Annotated in this window: 17 protein-coding genes; 1 reads left to right on the forward strand and 16 read right to left on the reverse strand. The window is 44.8% G+C overall.

The genetic code is table 11. The features are described 5' to 3' along the window. Nucleotides 1-2 precede the first annotated feature (2 nt). The 10 genes from ispG to H9Q76_RS08750 all read right to left on the reverse strand — a co-directional run bounded on the left by ispG (nucleotide 3) and on the right by H9Q76_RS08750 (nucleotide 10631). A complete protein-coding gene (gene ispG / locus H9Q76_RS08705; protein ID WP_021985221.1) occupies nucleotides 3-1091 on the reverse strand; it encodes a flavodoxin-dependent (E)-4-hydroxy-3-methylbut-2-enyl-diphosphate synthase in 1089 nt (362 codons plus the stop codon). A gap of 24 nt (nucleotides 1092-1115) precedes the next feature. After that, nucleotides 1116-2168, reverse strand: coding sequence for a M50 family metallopeptidase (locus tag H9Q76_RS08710; RefSeq protein WP_021985222.1), 1053 nt, complete (start codon nucleotides 2166-2168; stop codon nucleotides 1116-1118). Nucleotides 2169-2195: 27 nt separating this feature from the next. Next, entirely contained in the window at nucleotides 2196-3341 is a 1146-nt protein-coding gene (locus tag H9Q76_RS08715) for a 1-deoxy-D-xylulose-5-phosphate reductoisomerase (RefSeq protein WP_249320951.1), read from the reverse strand. Beyond that, on the reverse strand, nucleotides 3338-4159 hold the full coding sequence (locus H9Q76_RS08720; protein ID WP_021985224.1) for a phosphatidate cytidylyltransferase: 822 nt from the start codon (nucleotides 4157-4159) through the stop codon (nucleotides 3338-3340). Before H9Q76_RS08720 ends, H9Q76_RS08715 begins: the two co-directional genes overlap by 4 nt. 3 nt (nucleotides 4160-4162) lie before the next feature. Further along, nucleotides 4163-4891: an isoprenyl transferase gene (locus H9Q76_RS08725; protein ID WP_021985225.1), complete on the reverse strand. Its 729-nt coding sequence runs from the start codon at nucleotides 4889-4891 to the stop codon at nucleotides 4163-4165. 3 nt (nucleotides 4892-4894) lie between these two features. Further along, nucleotides 4895-5440, reverse strand: a complete 546-nt coding sequence (gene frr, locus H9Q76_RS08730) for a ribosome recycling factor (RefSeq protein ID WP_021985226.1) — start codon at nucleotides 5438-5440, stop codon at nucleotides 4895-4897. Between the two features lie 63 nt (nucleotides 5441-5503). Next, a complete protein-coding gene (gene pyrH / locus H9Q76_RS08735) occupies nucleotides 5504-6202 on the reverse strand; it encodes a UMP kinase (RefSeq protein WP_117780672.1) in 699 nt (232 codons plus the stop codon). Nucleotides 6203-6229: 27 nt separating this feature from the next. After that, nucleotides 6230-7390: a polymer-forming cytoskeletal protein gene (locus H9Q76_RS08740; RefSeq protein WP_249320952.1), complete on the reverse strand. Its 1161-nt coding sequence runs from the start codon at nucleotides 7388-7390 to the stop codon at nucleotides 6230-6232. Nucleotides 7391-7448: 58 nt separating this feature from the next. Beyond that, on the reverse strand, nucleotides 7449-9806 hold the full coding sequence (locus tag H9Q76_RS08745; protein ID WP_249320953.1) for a PEP-utilizing enzyme: 2358 nt from the start codon (nucleotides 9804-9806) through the stop codon (nucleotides 7449-7451). Between the two features lie 15 nt (nucleotides 9807-9821). Beyond that, nucleotides 9822-10631 carry a Cof-type HAD-IIB family hydrolase gene (locus tag H9Q76_RS08750; protein ID WP_195540946.1) on the reverse strand — a complete coding sequence of 270 codons (810 nt, stop codon included), beginning with the start codon at nucleotides 10629-10631 and terminating at the stop codon, nucleotides 9822-9824. A 118-nt stretch (nucleotides 10632-10749) separates the two neighbouring features. On the opposite strand from H9Q76_RS08750, the gene H9Q76_RS08755 reads away from it, so the two are divergent. Then, complete coding sequence (locus tag H9Q76_RS08755; RefSeq protein ID WP_117780649.1) at nucleotides 10750-11163, forward strand: 23S rRNA (pseudouridine(1915)-N(3))-methyltransferase RlmH; 414 nt, start codon at nucleotides 10750-10752, stop codon at nucleotides 11161-11163. Here H9Q76_RS08755 and H9Q76_RS08760 read toward each other — a convergent pair. The 6 genes from H9Q76_RS08760 to pknB all read right to left on the reverse strand — a co-directional run bounded on the left by H9Q76_RS08760 (nucleotide 11147) and on the right by pknB (nucleotide 17835). Then, nucleotides 11147-11605, reverse strand: a complete 459-nt coding sequence (locus tag H9Q76_RS08760; protein WP_227573275.1) for a 23S rRNA (pseudouridine(1915)-N(3))-methyltransferase RlmH — start codon at nucleotides 11603-11605, stop codon at nucleotides 11147-11149. The genes H9Q76_RS08755 and H9Q76_RS08760 overlap by 17 nt on opposite strands. Before the next feature lie 193 nt (nucleotides 11606-11798). Next, nucleotides 11799-13349: a sodium/proline symporter PutP gene (gene putP / locus H9Q76_RS08765; protein WP_249320954.1), complete on the reverse strand. Its 1551-nt coding sequence runs from the start codon at nucleotides 13347-13349 to the stop codon at nucleotides 11799-11801. Then, complete coding sequence (locus H9Q76_RS08770; RefSeq protein ID WP_249320955.1) at nucleotides 13350-14036, reverse strand: thiamine diphosphokinase; 687 nt, start codon at nucleotides 14034-14036, stop codon at nucleotides 13350-13352. A 9-nt stretch (nucleotides 14037-14045) separates the two neighbouring features. Then, nucleotides 14046-14699 carry a ribulose-phosphate 3-epimerase gene (gene rpe, locus H9Q76_RS08775; RefSeq protein ID WP_021985235.1) on the reverse strand — a complete coding sequence of 218 codons (654 nt, stop codon included), beginning with the start codon at nucleotides 14697-14699 and terminating at the stop codon, nucleotides 14046-14048. Between the two features lie 2 nt (nucleotides 14700-14701). Further along, the gene (rsgA, locus tag H9Q76_RS08780; RefSeq protein ID WP_249320956.1) at nucleotides 14702-15586 is read right to left on the reverse strand and encodes a ribosome small subunit-dependent GTPase A; all 885 of its coding nucleotides are present in this window, start codon (nucleotides 15584-15586) and stop codon (nucleotides 14702-14704) included. A gap of 17 nt (nucleotides 15587-15603) precedes the next feature. After that, entirely contained in the window at nucleotides 15604-17835 is a 2232-nt protein-coding gene (gene pknB / locus H9Q76_RS08785; protein WP_249320957.1) for a Stk1 family PASTA domain-containing Ser/Thr kinase, read from the reverse strand. Nucleotides 17836-17849 lie beyond the last annotated feature (14 nt).

A 17849-nucleotide genomic window follows, 5' to 3' on the forward strand; every position in this document is an offset into this window, starting at 1 on the left:
TTTTACTCCTCTTCCCAGTGATCCAGCTCGTACTTCAGTGCTGCAAGCAGATTCTCCTGTGGAACTTTCTTAATGATCTCACCGTGCTTCATCAGAAGTCCCTCACCATTGCCGCCTGCAATACCAAGATCTGCCTCCCGTGCCTCACCAGGTCCGTTTACCGCACAGCCCATCACAGCAACCTTGATTGACAGATGGTCATAGCCGGCAATCAGTTTCTCTACATCATTCGCAAGTCCGATCAGGTCGATCTTTGTTCTGCCACAAGTCGGGCAGGACACGAGCTCGATTCCATCCTTGCGCAACCCTAACGTCCGCAGGATCAGCTTTGCCGATGTAATCTCCTCAACCGGATCTCCCGTCAGAGACACACGCATCGTATCGCCGATTCCCTGTCCTAAAATCATACCAAGCCCTACCGCAGACTTGATATTGCCACGGTAGACCGTTCCTGCCTCTGTAATACCGACATGCAAAGGATAGCTCGTCTGTTCTGCAATCAGTTCATGTGCATGTACACACATCATAACATCGGAACTCTTGATACTGATTACCAGATTATCGTAATCACATTCCTCGATCATCCGTACCTTGTCAAGTGCAGACTCCACGATACCTTCCGCTGTCACGCCACCATATTTTTCAACCAGATTCCGCTCTAAGGAACCGGAATTCACACCGACACGAATCGGAATATTCCGCTCTTTCGCTACTTTTACAACCTTCTTCAGATTCTCTTCTCCGCCGATATTTCCCGGATTGATCCGAATCTTATCTGCACCATATTCCATCGCAAGTATCGCCAGCCGATAATCAAAATGAATGTCTGCTACGATTGGAATATGAATCTGTTCTTTAATCTTATCAAATGCCTTTGCAGCCGCCTCGGTATTCGCGGTGGAACGGATGATCTGACAGCCTGCCTTCTCCAGTTCCAGAATCTGCGCCACGGTTGCGTCTACATCAGATGTCTCTGTATTTGTCATAGACTGAATCGCAATCGGATTGCCGCCACCGATCACGACACCGCCAATATTTATCATTCTCGTCGTATCTCTGTGTGGAAGTGTTTTTTTCGTTCCGTATCTCATAATCACAACCCCTTTTCTAACCTTTTAGAAAAATGCATTCTTAATATCATTAAAGAATACTACAACCATCAATACCATAAGTAACGCAAATCCGATGAAGTTCACAATCGCTTCCTTCTCCTGTGGAATCTTCTTTCTACGGATTGCCTCAATAAACAGGAACAACAGTCTGCCGCCATCCAGTGCCGGAATCGGAAGCAGGTTCATGATACCCAGATTCACACTCAGCAAGATACTCCAGTTTAAAAGATTCAGTATTACATTGATTACTGCCTCTTTCTGCGTTGTGCTGATATCCTTTGCCTCTTCAATCACTTCGTTCATGGCACTTCCAACACCAACGGGACCCATGATATCTCCATTTTTCACACCGCCAGTCACGATCATCCGGAGTCCTGTCACCGTCGCTTTCACCCAATATCGAAGCTCCAGACCTGCATATTTGATATCATTTCCAAATCCGGTGGACGCGACATAACCTCCAGCAACTCCAAGTTTATAATTTCCTTCATTGTCCACCTTTGGTGTTACAACAACCGATTCCTTTGAACCATCTGCATGCTCAATCGAAAGTGTTACCGGCTTGGAAGGATTCTCTGCCTGCATATAGAGTAAAATCTCACGATAATTATAAATCTTCTTGCCATTAATCGCTGTCACTGTATCTCCAACAACGATTCCAGCATCCTCCGCCGCAGAATGTTCTACCACGGTTGTAAGTCTGGCAGGATCACAGCCCGTAAAATGAATCAATACAATTGAAAAAACAAATGCCAGAATAAAGTTAAACACAGGACCCGCCGCAATCACCAGAATCCGTGCCAGCAGCGGCTTGTTGTTAAACGCATTCTCATCTTCACTCTCGCCATCTTCCCCCATCATCATGCAGTACCCACCAATCGGCAGTAAACGCAGGGAATATTTCGTCTCCTTTTTCTGTATTGAAAAAATAGCCGGTCCCATACCAATGGAAAACTCCATAACCGCGATCTTATTCATCTTTGCAACAATAAAGTGTCCGAACTCGTGAAAAAACACGATTACACCAAACACCAGTATAATCAGAATAATGTTCATACAATCTCCTTTTACATCGAAACTCTATCAACCGAATTGTCGTTCAATATAGTCATATACCCAGCGTTCCGTCTCCAGAATCTCTTCAAGTGTCGGATTCGCAATGGTCTTATGCTCCCCCATACAGGCTTCAATTATATCATAGATTTGTAAAAATTTTATGTCCTTGTGCAGGAACTTTGCAACCGCACATTCATTTGCCGCATTAAGTACCGTCGGCATAGATCCGCCAGTTTTAATTGCCTGATATGCAAAATCCAGTCCCTTGAATGTCTCTCTGTCTGGTTTGCTTGTGATGATTCCGGCAATCTTCGAAAAGTCAAGGCGGTCACCAGCCAGATATCTACGTTCTGGATAATAAAGCGCATACTGGATTGGCAGGCGCATATCTGCAGTTCCAAGCTGTGCCTTGATCGCACCATCCTCGAATTCCACCATCGAATGAATGATGCTCTGCGGCTGCACAACAACCTCGATATCCTCCGGCATCACATCGAACAGCCAGCGCGCTTCAATAACCTCTAAACCTTTGTTTACCAGTGTTGCAGAATCAATCGTAATCTTTCTTCCCATAGACCAGTTCGGATGTTTCAATGCATCCTCCACTGTAACATCCTTTAATTCCCCTCTTGTCTTTCCGAGGAATGGTCCGCCTGATGCTGTGATCAGAAGCTTTGCTATCTTGTTTTCTCTTTCCCCATGCAGGCACTGGAATATTGCAGAATGCTCACTGTCTACCGGGAGAATCCGGACATGGTATTCCTCTGCCAGCTTCATGATCAGATGTCCGGCAGTTACCAGTGTCTCCTTGTTTGCGAGTGCGATATCTTTTCCCGCCTTGATTGCCTCGATCGTCGGACGGATTCCGATCATACCAACGATTGCTGTCACAACAAGTTCCGCTGGCTCATATGTAGCGACCGCAATCAGTCCATCCATACCATAAACGATCTTACAATTAAAATCAGACAAGGCAATCCGTAACGCATCTGCCTTGTCTTTGCTTTGTACACTTACGAGTGCCGGTCTGAATTCCCGCACCTGTTTTTCCAGTAATTCTATATTATTTCCTGCTGCTAAGGCTCCGATACGGATATCTGCATTGGCACGCACGACGTCGAGCGTCTGTGTACCAATCGAACCGGTCGAGCCGATAATCGCGATTGTTCTCACATTGCGCCTCCTAAGTTTCCAATCATAATTGAAAAGCAATAATATACGATTGGTGCTGTAAAAATAATACTGTCAAACCGATCCATGATACCGCCATGTCCCGGAATCAGCTTTCCGTAATCCTTAATGTCATTATTTCGCTTGATGGCGGATGCGGTCAGATCTCCAATCACCGCAAATCCGGCTCCTACAGCGCCTGCCACTGCAAAAATAAGTGGTGCATTTGTTAATTCATATACTTTTGCATTGAAGAATATTCCATACAATGCGCCAATCAATGCAGAACCAAAAATACCGCCAAGCAATCCTTCCACGCTCTTCTTCGGACTGAGTTTTGGTGACATTTTATGCTTTCCAAACTTCACACCAACACAGTAAGCAAATGTATCATTGATCCAGGAACAGATATATACCATCACAACCAAAGCACCACCGTACTTTAAGATACGAACCTGATACAGGAAGGACAGCAGCAATGAAACATAGAAAAATGCTAAGATTGCAACCATCGCATCTTTGTCCGTGTACTTTGGATATGTGATCACATAAACAGCCAATACCAATAATACATACAGAATCATGAGCGGCAGAAGGTATTTCTCCAAATGGAAGAATAAGAAGCAATAATACGCGATCGTCATCAGATAAGCAAGCACTGCCATCGCAGATTTCTCCTGCTTATAGACGCGCATCAGCTCGAACACTCCGCCCAAACTCAAAAGCATAACAGCCACGCCAGTTACATAACCACCCAGATATAAAATTCCAATTGTGAGCAGCGTTAATACTGCACCACTGATAAAACGTGTTTTAAACATAGTTTATTTTACTCCACCAAATCTTCGCTCTCTACCGTTGTAATACCGGATTGCCTCTTTCAATGATTCCTTGTCAAAATCCGGCCACAAGGTATCTGTGAAATAGAATTCTGCATAAGCAAGCTGCCAAATCAGATAATTCGATAACCGCAGTTCGCCGCTTGTACGGATCAGCAGATCTGGATCTGGAAGATCTGCCGTATCCAGATGCTTTGCTATCACATCCTCTGTGATTGCTTCCGGTGCAAGTGTTCCTTCCTGTACCTGCTTTGCAAGCTTCGTCATCGTCCGGCGCAGTTCATCCCTGCCACCATAATTTAACGCGATTGTAAAATCCAGCTTGTCAAACTTCGCTGTCTCACGCTCTGCATGTTCAAGCATCTCCACGATATCTGCATCCAGGGCACTCCGGTCTCCGATCACACGGATACGCAGTCCATCCTTTGATGCACGCTCCACACAGTTCGACAGATAGCTTCGAAGCAGATTCATGATACCGGTTACTTCCTCAGTCGAACGCTTCCAGTTCTCCGTGGAAAATGCATACACCGTCAGATACCGGATTCCCAAATCCGCTGCATCCCGGCAGATCTGCTCCAACACCTTCGCCCCCTGTCTGTGTCCCATGTTCCGTGGAAGCAGACGTTTCTTTGCCCATCTGCCATTTCCATCCATGATGATTGCCACATGAGTAGGTATTTCCAATTCTTCTCCATCAATGATTTTCTTCATAGCTTATACTGTCATGATTTCCTTTGTCTTTGTCTCGATTTCCTGATCTACCTGTGCCACATACTTGTCTGTCATCTTCTGAACTTTCTCTTCGTTGCCTTTGAGTTCATCGTCAGACATCTCTGCTGCCTTGTTCGCCTTCTTCAATGCATCATTTGCATCACGACGGATATTACGGATGGCAACCTTTGCATTCTCACCCTTCTTCTTAACGTCCTTTGCCAACTCTTTTCTTCGATCCTCTGTCAGCTCTGGGAAGTTGATAATGATGTTCTTACCATCGTTGTTTGGATTGATACCAAGATCAGAACATACAATCGCCTTCTCGATCTCTTTGATCAGGCTTGACTCCCAAGGTGAGATCATAATCGTTCTTGCTTCTGGAACTGTGATATTTGCCACCTGCTGCAATGGTGTAGGTGCTCCATAATAAAGTACTGTGATACGATCCAGAATATGTGGATTCGCACGTCCGGCACGGATTGTGCTGTATTCTTTCTCCAGACTCTCAATTGTCTTCTTCATCTTCTCTTCATACTGTGCTAACATTTTTCTTCCTCCAAATATAATATACTTTTCTGTCGTCCTGTCTTCCTGACATGTAACACACGCTTACTCTACTGTTACGGTTGTTCCGGTAAATCCACCAGTCACAGCCTTCTCAATACTGTTGGTATCATTCAAGCCGAACAGCATCATCGGCATCTTGTTCTCCATTGCAAGCACAGCGGCCGCAAGATCGATCACACCAAGCTTCTTGTCCACGATCTCAGAGATTGGCATCGTGTCATATTTCTTTGCGTTCGGATTTGTCTTTGGATCACTGTCATACACACCGTCGATTGCCTTGGCAGAAAGGATCACATCTGCCTCTACCTCGATTGCCATAAGCACGGTTGCTGTATCCGTTGAGAAATATGGATGTCCGGTTCCGCCTGCAAAAAATACGACCTCTCCGTTCTCCAGATACTCGATTGCCTTGTCCTTGTTAAAAAGCTCTGTCATGCTGCCACAGGCAAATGGTGTCATAATGTGTGTCTTCAATCCTTCTGCACGCATCGCATCTGCTGCATAGATGCAGTTCATCACCGTTGCCAGCATACCAATCTGGTCTGCCTTTACACGATCCATGTTGTCGGATGTTCTACCTCTCCAGAAATTTCCTCCGCCGATTACAATACTCACCTGAATATGCTTATCACAGATTGCCTTTACCTGCTTTGCCACGTCACGGACAACCGCCTCATCAAATCCGGTATGCTTTTCTCCGGCAAGTGCTTCTCCTGAAAGTTTCAATAAAATTCTGTCCATCTTCATCGTTTGATACTCCTCTTCCTTTTATTCAAAAAAGCTCTTTACATCAATCTCCGAATAGCACTGGGAACACATTCCCTCGATCACAGCACCATTGTTGATCTGTACGGATCTTGATTTTATATTTCCCATAATTACCGCGGTCGAATCCACAATCACCGGTCCCTGTACATCGATATCACCCTTGACAGCGCCTGCGATCACAGCAGAACCAGCAAATACATTTCCGACAACGACCGTTCCCACACCAATCTTTGCTGCATCCACGACATGTACATCGCCCTCAATTCTTGCAGCATTCGCGTACAGTTCGCCGACCTGTACATCTCCAGTGATTGAACCGCCCACGATTAGCTTTCCATCACAGCTTACCGCACCGTTTACCGTTCCAATCAGATCGATACAGCCGTCGGTCTGCAAATCTCCATTGATAACTGTCGTCTTTGTAATATAGGTTGTATCTGCCTCTACGAGAGAGCTGACATCTGTCTTTTCAACTGCCGCTGTGTCCATAGTTGTCTCCATCGCTGCATCCTCCTGTACGCGTTCGTTTTCCATCTGCGTCTCTTCCTCTGCCTGCTTCGCCAATGTATCCTCCACAGCCTTCTCCAGATCCGCCGTCAGGAAGTTCTGCAGTTCTTCCTGCTTTGTCTCCGTCTCCGGTTCCGTCAGAAGTGCTTCCTCCGTATGCTCCAGCATATTTTCTTCATCAAGTGCATCCAGCGCCTTTAACTCATCTGTCTCATCCGCGGTATCTTCCTTTATCTCTGCGCCTACCTCTGTTACCGTCTCCGCCTGCAGATATTCGGTATCTGGTTTTGGTTCCAGCTCATCCTCTGAGAATGGCTCCGGTTCCATTTCCAGCTCGTCCTGAATCACCTCTGCCTCTGGCACGGTGTCAAACACAGAAGTCTCATCTGATGTCTTATCTTTCTCCATTGTCTCTACATTTGAGAAATGTTCCAGATTCTCAGATGCCTCTGGCATCTCTGGTTCCGGTCTGTCAATCCGGATCTCATCCAGATTCTCCAACAGATCTTCCGGTGCAACCTCCATCTGGTCATTTTCATCAAAGGTGTTTACCATATCTTCATCATCGTATTCCGCGCCAAGTTCATCCTTGTCCGGCATCAGCTCATTGACTGCCTGCGCGAAATCACGCTTGAAATCTTTAAAAAATCCCATGTAGACTTCCTCCTTGTCTCATCATTTCATTATACACCATGCCTACCTCGAAATCAATTTATTGACTCTGCTTTTCCGTAATTCTTCCATTTTCGCAATCAAGACACATGATCTGCATCCGGTGGATACGCTGGTATATCTTCTCTCCACAGCCGATGGCTGCCGGAATTCCAAACTCTGCACAGCGGATTGCCATATGGGATGCTGCGCCGCCATATTTGGTCACAAAGCCTGCAATATCCTTCGCGAAGATCCAGTCATATCCCGGATCTGCTTTCGTAAGCACCACGATTTTGCCGGTAATGTCAGAATCATGATCCTCATCAAGATTGACGATCGGTGCCTCCACAACCTTATTCGTGATAAAATTCGGTCTTGCCTCGTCGATATCAATAACATCAATATCCCCGACATCGAAGATGACCTCCGGTAATACGAGATACGAATTCACATGGTAAAACCGACGTCGTGTCTCAATCGTCTGAATATAAGAATCACGGCTGTGATAGCTTAAGAGATCCTGAATTTCCAGATAAGACATATCTTCTCTGGCAATCGCCATCACCTCGCCAAGCTTGACGATTACATCCAGCATCAGCGACAATGACTTCGTAAACTCAAACTTAAAATACTCCCGGTTCTGTGTTGCTTTCTTGATAAACTCGATGAATTTCTCCGGTGTAACCGGAATGCCTGCTTCATCCAAAGCAACCTGTAACCGTTCTAAATCGAGGCTTTTTGCCTCCTGCTTCACCTTATTGTTTCCAGTCAGATTTGCAGATGCGACATCAAAATAAATGTTCCGGTAGCTGTCTGAACGGATATCATAGGTGCCAAGCCTTAAATGTCCATATAGATGATTGAAGTCATCCCGGCTCAGCTTGCCATGACTGTATAAATCAAAATCACGTTCGAATTCCGAAGCAACCGTCGGAATGGACAACATGAAATCATCCATCTCCTGCTTCGTAAAATATCCTTTTTCCACCAACGTCCGGCAAAAACTCCTCGCCATAAATGCACAACGCGCCTGTCTTGTAAACTGTGGTGTTCCATGGTCCTTGATGGAATCTAACAACTCGTCAATGTAGCTGTACAGCTTCATGACATTTGTCTCCGCAAGCGGCGAATGCTTCCGAAGTTCATGCCGCAGCTCGGTAAGCTGTCCCAGCGAGCGAAGATCCTCCTCGCAAATTTCGTCGTAATGTTCTAACGTCTGCTTTGCAATCTCAAACAGCGCATTTCGAAGCCGGGAAATCTCAACATCGTCAAAGCCATATTCCGCAAGCTCCTTCAGACGGGTATCTGTCATAAAGTCATAGGTGTTGAAAATAATCTCAAATTCAATCTTATCATGTGCCGTCTTATCCTGTCTTAATTTCTGCTCATAATACTGATTCAGCTTATAGCACAGATCCTCCGGCAATCCCGCCGGTGTCAAACCATCGAATGTATAATTCACCGATATATACGGCTTATTCCCCACCTTCTGCATCAGTTCTCCACGAACTGGCTGATAGCCGAGTGGCTGTAAGCCTGCCGACCAGATATGGGCGGTGATCAGTTCCCGGTACAGGGAATAATCAAGCGGTCTTGGATTGCTGCCGATAATCTCCGCCGGGTTCCAGAATGCCATATCAGAAAGGATATGGAATGTATCAAGATACTTGCACTTTGCAAGTGCCTTTGTGTCCTTGAATTCCCGGTCTGTCATCGGTGCAATAATCTTCAATGCTGCCGCCAGTGGACGCACCTGGAAAATCACAACCGTTCCATCCTCCAGAATTGCAAATTCGATATCAAGTGCGGAAACATATTCATAAATCCGTTCGATCTCCTTGACTGCCGTCAACAGATCTACAAATTCGTATTCCAGGAACTCTCTGGATGCATTTTTTGCAATCCATTTTGTCTTTCCACGGACGCCACTTGTCACGGAATCCGTGCTTCCATTATCATCATATGTCACCATATAATACGGACGGTTGTATATGATATCTCTTGTGAACACAACCCCTGAAATCCGTACATGATCCGTCTGTCTCTGGATCAATACCTCTTCGTTTGCCTCAATCAGCTGCTGCTTCGCTTCCTCTGTGAAGTCCCCTTCCACATAAGAACGATACACTGTCTCGATTGCCTCTGTAATTGCTGCATCCTTTGATGCATCGACCCCCAGCACGCTCTCAAAGTGTCCGGCATTGCTTGTCTCCAGATTATCCTCACTTTTCGATGAGCTTCTAACAACGATCGTCTCTCCGGTAAACTGCTCTTTGATTGCCGCAATCACACCTGCCGGATTTCCGAAGAAATCCTCCGCATACACAATGCTTAATTCCTCAATATAAGAATGTTTTACAATTTCACGCAGATCAGCCAAAGTATCTGCTTTGGTTGATATTAAATATTCCTTCATCTTCTGCCCTTCATTCTACAATACAAACTTCTTAATCACTTCTACCAGTCCATCTTCATCGCAGGAAGCTGTCACATAGTCCGCCACATCCTTGACGACCTGCTGTGCATTTCCCATCGCAACGCCAACACCTGCGTATTCCACCATCGTCTTGTCGTTGAAGCCATCACCACAACAGATACACTGTTCCCGCTTCATGTCAATATGCTCCAGAAGCCGTGCGATGGATTCTGCCTTGTCCACACCTTTGACCGTGATCTCAATAAAATACGGTTCGGAACGGAATACATTCAGATCCGGCGAAACCAGCGCTGCAAGCTCCTTCTCATACTGTTCTGCGACTTCTGGCTCAGCTGTCATCAGGCACTTGATCATATCGAAATCCACAACCTTGAGAAAATCATCGACCTGACATAATTCCATATGATTGAGCCGTGCCTCAAACTCCATATATCCATCGGTGTCGGTTCCGGTAATCACCTGATTGTCCTTGTATGTGACCATACCAATGTGACGTTCCTTCGCAAATTCATAGAGAATCTTCGCATAACGGTTCGGGATTGCCTTCGTATAAATCACTTCCTGTGTCGCACACGAAATCACCTTGCCACCGTTAAAGCTCAACGCATAGCCGCCATATTCCGCAAGCCCCAAAGCATCCGAATACTGCTTCAACCCCGGAAATGGTCTGCCCGATGCCAGTGCAACAATATGTCCCTGCTCCTGTATCATCTTCAAATATTTCAGTGTCTCCGGTGTAATCTTTTTCTCCGAATTCACAAGTGTACCATCAATATCTAATACTAAAATCTTTTTATCTGTCATCGTTATCCTCTATCAGCATATTCTTCATTCCATGCCATCGCAATATACTCCTAGGCACGGTTATATTTATTTTACCATTTTCAAGGACATATGAAAAGAAGTATGTTATAATATTTCTATGGAAATTTTGATTCATGTTGAAAAAAAGAAATTAGATAGTGCATATACAAAAGCGGTCGCGGAGTACATCAAACGCCTCTCCGCTTTTTGTCGTGTGAAATGTATCTACTACAAGGATTTCTCAAAATTAGAACTGCAGAATTCGTCTGCCTGCTTCCGTGTCGTTCCCGGCACTGATACGATCTCATCCGAAGAATTTGCAGCAAAGATCGAAGAGCTTGGTCTGTCCGGTTATTCCCGCATCGAGTTTGTTGTTGCAGATCCTGCAACTGTTTATGATCTGGATATCGCAAAGTTTTCCCCATTCTCACTTTCCGGATTTACAATGTCCATTGATCTGACAACCGTCGTTTTGACCGAACAGCTCTACCGTGCCTATACGATATTAAATCACATCACTTACCACAAATAGTATCTGCCAGCACTTCCATAAGCATCACTCGCATCAACTGGTGCGGAAATGTCATATTGGAAAAGCTGATCTTCTCGTCTGCTCGTTTCACAACCGCATCGGATAACCCAAGCGATCCGCCAATCACGAATGCAATACTTGATTTGCCTCTCTGTTCCGCCGTCGCAATACTCTTTTTGATTTTGGAATTATCCATCTTCTTCCCATCAATGCAGAGAGCCGCCACATAATCGGTATTCTGGATCTGACTTAAAATCTTCTCCCCCTCTGTCTCCTTGATCTTACGAATCACTGTCTCCGATGTCTGCTTCGGAATGCTTTCATCCTTGAGACAGATCAGCTGTATTGATATTTTTTTATTGATCTGCTTCTGAAATTCCTCTATTTTATTCTGATAAAAAGTTTCTTTTACGTTTCCAACTACGATCAGTTTGATCTGCATATCCTGTTTTCTCCTGATTTTCCTTGTTAAATATTACACTTTGCCCGATTATTTACACAAACTTTCAACTTATGTCATAATTTGTTCATAATTATAACTTATATTATAACCATAGTTTTTTCATAAATCCTCTCTTTTTAAGATACAAAAAGAAAATGCCGGCTCGCATCCGGCATTTTCTTTTTTATTCTATTTATGCATTGATGTTTCCATTTTTCACATCTTCAAATTCCTGCATGATCTCATCGCTTGCCTTTGGTGTTGCAAGTGATACAACGACGATAAATACAAGGCTTACAATAAATCCAACTAACAGAGAATATACACCCGTATAAGTAGCCGGTGTCACATGAACCCCATCCAGGGTACAGCATTTAATGTAGTCCCAGATAATAACGGTCAATCCACCGCTTGCCATACCTGCAGCGGCACCTGCGAGATTCATACGCTTCCAATAAAGTGACATCAGGATTGCAGGGCCAAACGCACTACCAAGTCCTGCCCATGCATCGCTGACCAGATTCATGATGGATGAATTTGGATTCCATGCAATTACGATCGCAATGATTGCAACAACAAATACCGTTGCTCTTGCAATAAACAATATCTGCTTATCTTTCAGCTTCTTGAAGAACACACCCTTGAACAGATCATTTGCAACTGCGGAAGACGATACAAGAAGCTGGGAATCTGCCGTTGACATAATTGCAGCTAAGATACCACACAGCAGCAGGCCACCGATAAATGGCAACGTGTAATCTGTCATGAAGAGCTTCTTGATCATCTCGATATAGACATTCTCATACTGTGCACCTTCGTTGGAAAGTACCATTGGATACAGATATGCACGTCCAAGCACACCGATCACACAGGCAAGTACAAGCGAGATCAGTACCCACACGATCGCAACCTTCTTGGATTTTGCAAGTTCCTTCTCATCGCGGACTGCCATGAAACGAACAAGAATATGTGGCATACCACAGTATCCAAGTCCCCATGCAAGCTGGGACGCAATACTGATACCGGAAATCGGCTTACCATCCTGCATGAAGATATTCAGATAATCCTTCGCATCGACATTCAATCCGGAATTTACAAGATTTGGTACAATGTTTCCTGTGCCAAGCACGATCACAACCAGAATTGGAACAGCAAGTACACCAACCAGCATCATCATACCCTGTACGAAGTCCGTGGTACAAACGGCAAGGAATCCTCCAAGGAACGTATAGATCAGAATAACGACCGCACCGACGATCAATGCCTGATGATAATCCATCTTTGTGATTGATGCAAACAGCTTTCCACCAGAAGCAAATGCAGATGCAGAATATACCACGAAGAAGATTACAATCACGATCGCAGAAATCGTAATCAGAATATTATGCTTATCGCGGAAACGATTGCTCAGATACTCCGGAATCGTCATTGCATTGCCTGCTCTGATCGTATAGCGGCGCAGACGACCTGCGACGATTACCCAGTTTAAGATTGTACCGATCAAAAGACCGATTGCGATCCAAGCCTGATTCGCACCAAATGCATAGACACAGCCTGGAAGTCCCATCAGCATCCATCCACTCATGTCGGATGCCTGTGCAGAGAGGGCTGTCACCCATCCTCCCAAGTTTCTACCTCCTAAGAAGTAATCATCCGAGCTTTTGTTTTTTCTAGCTGTAATAATACCGATTCCCAACATAAAAATCATGTAAATTACAAATGCAAGTATTACCCATGTTGACATTTAATCTTTGGTCTCCATAAGAAACAGGTACCCATCTCCAATCGTTATGTGACCTTCCTCCTCTCTTAATTCGTTGCTAAGTCCTATCGTCTCTCCCTTTCTGATTGACAGGTCATTTGCATTATATTTAAAACCTTTGAGGGTAATGCCCTTCACACATTCTGAAAAGGGCAGTAAAGATATATAAGATCCATACAGATTTTCTGCACGAACTATCTTTTCTTTTTGTATCAGAGAAATCCGGTTATGAAGATCTAAGATTTCTGCATGGATTCCCTCCTGACAACACGTATAAAGCAATCCCAGATTTCCAAGTGTATGGTCGAGTCTGGTTCCAGTTGCGCCAAGCAGCAATGCCCGTGTAAATCCACGTTTTGCCGCCTCTAAGACTGCAACATGTGTATCCGTGAAATCTTTTTCCGGATTCAGTACCACACACTTTTCACGCACAACGGCATCAGGGCTTGTCACATATTTCGCTCTGATGCCGTCATTTGCGGAATCAAAATCTCCAATTATCAAATCCGGTTCGATGTCCAATTGTTCTAATATTTCCAGTCCCTTGTCCACACCGATCACATACGGATGAACCGGATATCCATATGCGCCCTCATAAACGGTCGCGAGCAAATTCTGATCGACCGAGCCACCTGTGACAATGAGACAATATTTGCTTTCTGTTTTCATTTCTATGCTCTATGCGTTCAGCTTTTCCATAAAAGCTGCGATATTTGCTTTCTTGTCGCCCTTGAAGACAGCGGAGCCTGCAACAACAACATTCGCACCGGCGTCTAATACATCCTGTACGTTGTCAACCGTGATACCGCCATCCACCTCGATCAGAAGTTCTGGATTACGCTCTTCGGCAAGTGCCTTTACTTCCTGCAGCTTCGTAAGTGCAATCGGCATAAACTTCTGTCCGCCAAAGCCCGGATTGACGCTCATGATCAGCACCATATCCACCTGATTGATATAGTACTCTAACCAGTGTACCGGAGTCTCCGGATTCACAGCAATACCAACCTTCATACCTGCTGCCTTGACAGCATCAATCGTCTCCTGTAAATCCTTACATGCCTCGTAATGTACTGTCAGCATGTCTGCTCCTGCATCCGCAAATGCATCGATATAACGAATTGGCTCATTGATCATCAGATGTACATCAAAAAAGCTGTCTGTGACCTTACGGATGCATTTAATAACCGGTGGTCCAAAGGAGATATTTCGTACAAAGGTTCCATCCATAACATCTAAGTGAAACCATTTCACGCCTGCCTCATCCAGCACTTTTGCATTTCGTTCAATATGGTTAAAATCAATTGACAACAACGACGGTGAAAGAATATTCATACCTACCATCTCCTTTTATTTTTTAATTCATCATATAACTGCACATAATTATCATAGCGAAGCTGTGAGATCGTCCCCGCCTGCAACGCTTCTTTCACGAAGCACTCCGGCTCATGTATATGCACACAGCCATTGAATTTACAACGGCCATTATAACATTCAAACTCCCGGAAATATTCCTTTAAATCTTCCGGTTCTAAGTTCTCAATCACAAGAGAACTAAATCCCGGTGTATCCATGATATACGTGTCTTCCTCAATGTAGATCAGTTCGGAATGTCTCGTTGTGTGTTTTCCTCTGCGGATCTTCTCACTGACTGCTCCGGTCTGCACCTGCGCCTGCGGATGCAATGCGTTTAACATCGACGATTTTCCGACACCAGACGGCCCCGCAAAAACGCTTGTCTTACCCCGGATTGCTTCCCGGAATGCATCAACTCCAACATTCTCCTTTGCAACCGTCAGGAACACCTGATAACCAGCGCCTGCATAGATATCACAGATTTCCTTTGCTTCCTGCCCGCTTACAAGATCAGATTTGTTAAAGCAGATTAACGTGTCAACACCCTGCTGTTCCATCATGATCAAAAACCGGTCTAACAGATTGTAGTTTGGCTTCGGATCTGCCAGTGCAAATACGATCACAGCCTGATCGACATTTGCAACCGCCGGGCGGATCAGCAGATTCTCCCGCGGTAAGATTTCCACGATGTTTCCGGTCTTATCCTGTTCACTGATAATCTCGATCTCGACATCATCGCCAACTGCCGGTTTAATCTTCTGGTTGCGGAACGCACCCTTTGCTTTACACTCATATATGGTATTTACAGTATTATGTGGGTGGATATAATAAAATCCACCCACACCTTTCATAATCTTTCCCTGCATAGACTTCCTATACTCTTTTATTCTTCCGAATAAGAAACCTCCGGAGTTGTTCCCGAAAATGCCGCAGTTACATTATTTCCACTCACATCTACAATTATTAGGCTTGCGCTTCCTCCTGTAGAACTTAACCCAGGAACGGTCGCTGACACTTCATAAGAAGCGTTCGGACTAATTTGAATATCCTTTGAATAAACAACTTGTCCGTTAAATTGAACTTGTACTGTCACCGCAGTTTCATCTGGTACACTTACTTCATCTACTCTAGAAATTGTTCCGGAAATCTTTGCTGTATATTTCTTCTCCTTCTGCTCTGGTCCATCACTGATGACAAAATCAACACTGTCGCCCTCTGTGACAGTGGTTCCTCTAGCTGGATTCTGGCTGATAACCATACCTGCTGCGACGCTGTCACTGTTTGCATGTGTGACATTTCCTGCAGAAAGTTTCTTACTTGACAGAGAATCTCTTGCCTGTGCCTCTGTAAGTCCGCCTAAGTTCGGAACTTCTACTTCTTTCTTCTCAGAACCATTGCTGACTGTCACGATAACCTTTGATCCCTTGGCTGCCTTTGTGCCACCTTCCGGATCAGTCTTGATAACTTTATCTTTCTCGACATCATCGCTGTATTCATATGCATGGCTGACTTCAAAACCAGCCTCTGTCAAAATTGTAACTGCCTGTGAATCTTCATAATTCTTGACATCTGGTACATCGACTTCCTCTGCACCAGCACTGACCTTGAGCACGATCTCCTGATCTGCAGGTATCGTCTCGCCTTCCTTCACGCTCTGTTCAAAGACATAACCTTCCTGTGTCTTCTCATCCTCGACATGCTCTGTCTTGACATTTGTAAAGCCTGCATCTGAAAGCATCTTCAGTGCTGCATCTTCTGAAACGCCAGTGAAACTGATCATGGCAATGGACTGTACTTCCTCGGTTGTGATCTTGTTCTTGTTATCTTTCTTGGAGCCAAATTTGAACCAGCCAAGTACATTACCAAGCACGACGATAATAATGATTGCAATGATCACGGCAGTTGCTACACCTGCAATTGTAACTGCCTTCCGGATACCCGGATCTATGCCATCCGGATCTTCCTCTTCTTCTAACTCTTCATCGTCATCATAATCCTGAACCTTCTTCAGATTGCCACGCTTTGGCTGTGGTTCCGGTTCATAATCATCCTCTTCCCATTCGTCATCGTCTTCCTGCAGAAGTTCATTGATTCTGCCGTTGTTTGCCTGCGGGGTAGAGTTATATCCAATCGGACGGATCTCGCCCATCTCCTGTGATACTGGTGGGTTATCATATGGCTGGCTGTACAGGTCGCGGTTTGCACTTCCGTTACGGATTGCCTGTACGTCTTCCTTCGTCCACTCCTGTGTCGGACTGTTTGTGATTGATGTTGGTGCAACCACAATATCAATATTCGGGTTGTTCTGTACACGCTTCAAGTCTGCGATCAAGGCACTCGCTGTCAGATATCTGCGCTCTGGCTTCTTCTGTGTCGCCTTCAAAATGATCTTCTCAAAGCTGGTATAAATATCCGGATAATACTGTCTCGGCGGAATCATCTCGTTCTGGATATGCATGAGTGCAACCGATACATTGTTATCTCCCTCAAACGGCACTCTTCCAGTTACCATCTCATACATCGTGATACCGAGCGAATAAATATCGCTTCGTTCATCGCTGTATCCGCCTCTCGCCTGCTCTGGGGATATGTAGTGTACACTGCCCATTGCGCCAGATGTAAGCGTATTGCTGCTCGCTGCCTTGGCGATACCGAAATCTGTGACCTTGATATTTCCATTTTTTGATACAATAATATTCTGTGGTTTGATGTCACGGTGAATAATATGGTTCTCATGCGCTGCTTCCAGACCGGATGCGATCTGGATAGAGAAGTTGATGGCTGTCTCCATATTGAGACGACCGTTCTGCTCGATATACTGCTTTAATGTGATACCCTCTACCAGTTCCATCACAATGCAATAAATGCCTTCATCATCGACAACATCATATACATTTACAATATTCGGATGTGTCAGTCCTGCGGAAGCCTGTGCCTCGATCCGGAACTTTGTCACAAAGTTCTTATCGTTGCTGAACTCCGGCTTCAATACCTTGATTGCCACATTTCGATTCAATCTATGATCTCTTGCTTTGTAGACTATGGACATTCCGCCTGCACCGACCACGTCCAAAATCTCATATCTATCACATAATATCATTCCTGGTTTTAACATGATTTCAACCCTTT

Origin of the sequence: Wujia chipingensis (genome assembly GCF_014337155.1) — a bacterium.
In the GTDB taxonomy this organism is placed as follows: Bacteria; Bacillota; Clostridia; order Lachnospirales; family Lachnospiraceae; genus Coprococcus_C; species Coprococcus_C hominis.

Coding starts and splice junctions, on each gene's coding strand:
- pyrH (WP_117780672.1), bottom strand. CDS start 6,202: ATGGACAGAATTTTATTGAAACTTTCAGGAGAAGCACTTGCCGGAGAA.
- H9Q76_RS08750 (WP_195540946.1), bottom strand. CDS start 10,631: ATGACAGATAAAAAGATTTTAGTATTAGATATTGATGGTACACTTGTG.
- ispG (WP_021985221.1), bottom strand. CDS start 1,091: ATGAGATACGGAACGAAAAAAACACTTCCACACAGAGATACGACGAGA.
- putP (WP_249320954.1), bottom strand. CDS start 13,349: ATGTCAACATGGGTAATACTTGCATTTGTAATTTACATGATTTTTATG.
- H9Q76_RS08710 (WP_021985222.1), bottom strand. CDS start 2,168: ATGAACATTATTCTGATTATACTGGTGTTTGGTGTAATCGTGTTTTTT.
- pknB (WP_249320957.1), bottom strand. CDS start 17,835: ATGTTAAAACCAGGAATGATATTATGTGATAGATATGAGATTTTGGAC.
- frr (WP_021985226.1), bottom strand. CDS start 5,440: ATGTTAGCACAGTATGAAGAGAAGATGAAGAAGACAATTGAGAGTCTG.
- H9Q76_RS08720 (WP_021985224.1), bottom strand. CDS start 4,159: ATGTTTAAAACACGTTTTATCAGTGGTGCAGTATTAACGCTGCTCACA.
- H9Q76_RS08770 (WP_249320955.1), bottom strand. CDS start 14,036: ATGAAAACAGAAAGCAAATATTGTCTCATTGTCACAGGTGGCTCGGTC.
- rpe (WP_021985235.1), bottom strand. CDS start 14,699: ATGAATATTCTTTCACCGTCGTTGTTGTCAATTGATTTTAACCATATT.
- H9Q76_RS08740 (WP_249320952.1), bottom strand. CDS start 7,390: ATGGGATTTTTTAAAGATTTCAAGCGTGATTTCGCGCAGGCAGTCAAT.
- H9Q76_RS08760 (WP_227573275.1), bottom strand. CDS start 11,605: ATGCAGATCAAACTGATCGTAGTTGGAAACGTAAAAGAAACTTTTTAT.
- H9Q76_RS08745 (WP_249320953.1), bottom strand. CDS start 9,806: ATGAAGGAATATTTAATATCAACCAAAGCAGATACTTTGGCTGATCTG.
- rsgA (WP_249320956.1), bottom strand. CDS start 15,586: ATGCAGGGAAAGATTATGAAAGGTGTGGGTGGATTTTATTATATCCAC.
- H9Q76_RS08725 (WP_021985225.1), bottom strand. CDS start 4,891: ATGAAGAAAATCATTGATGGAGAAGAATTGGAAATACCTACTCATGTG.
- H9Q76_RS08755 (WP_117780649.1), top strand. CDS start 10,750: ATGGAAATTTTGATTCATGTTGAAAAAAAGAAATTAGATAGTGCATAT.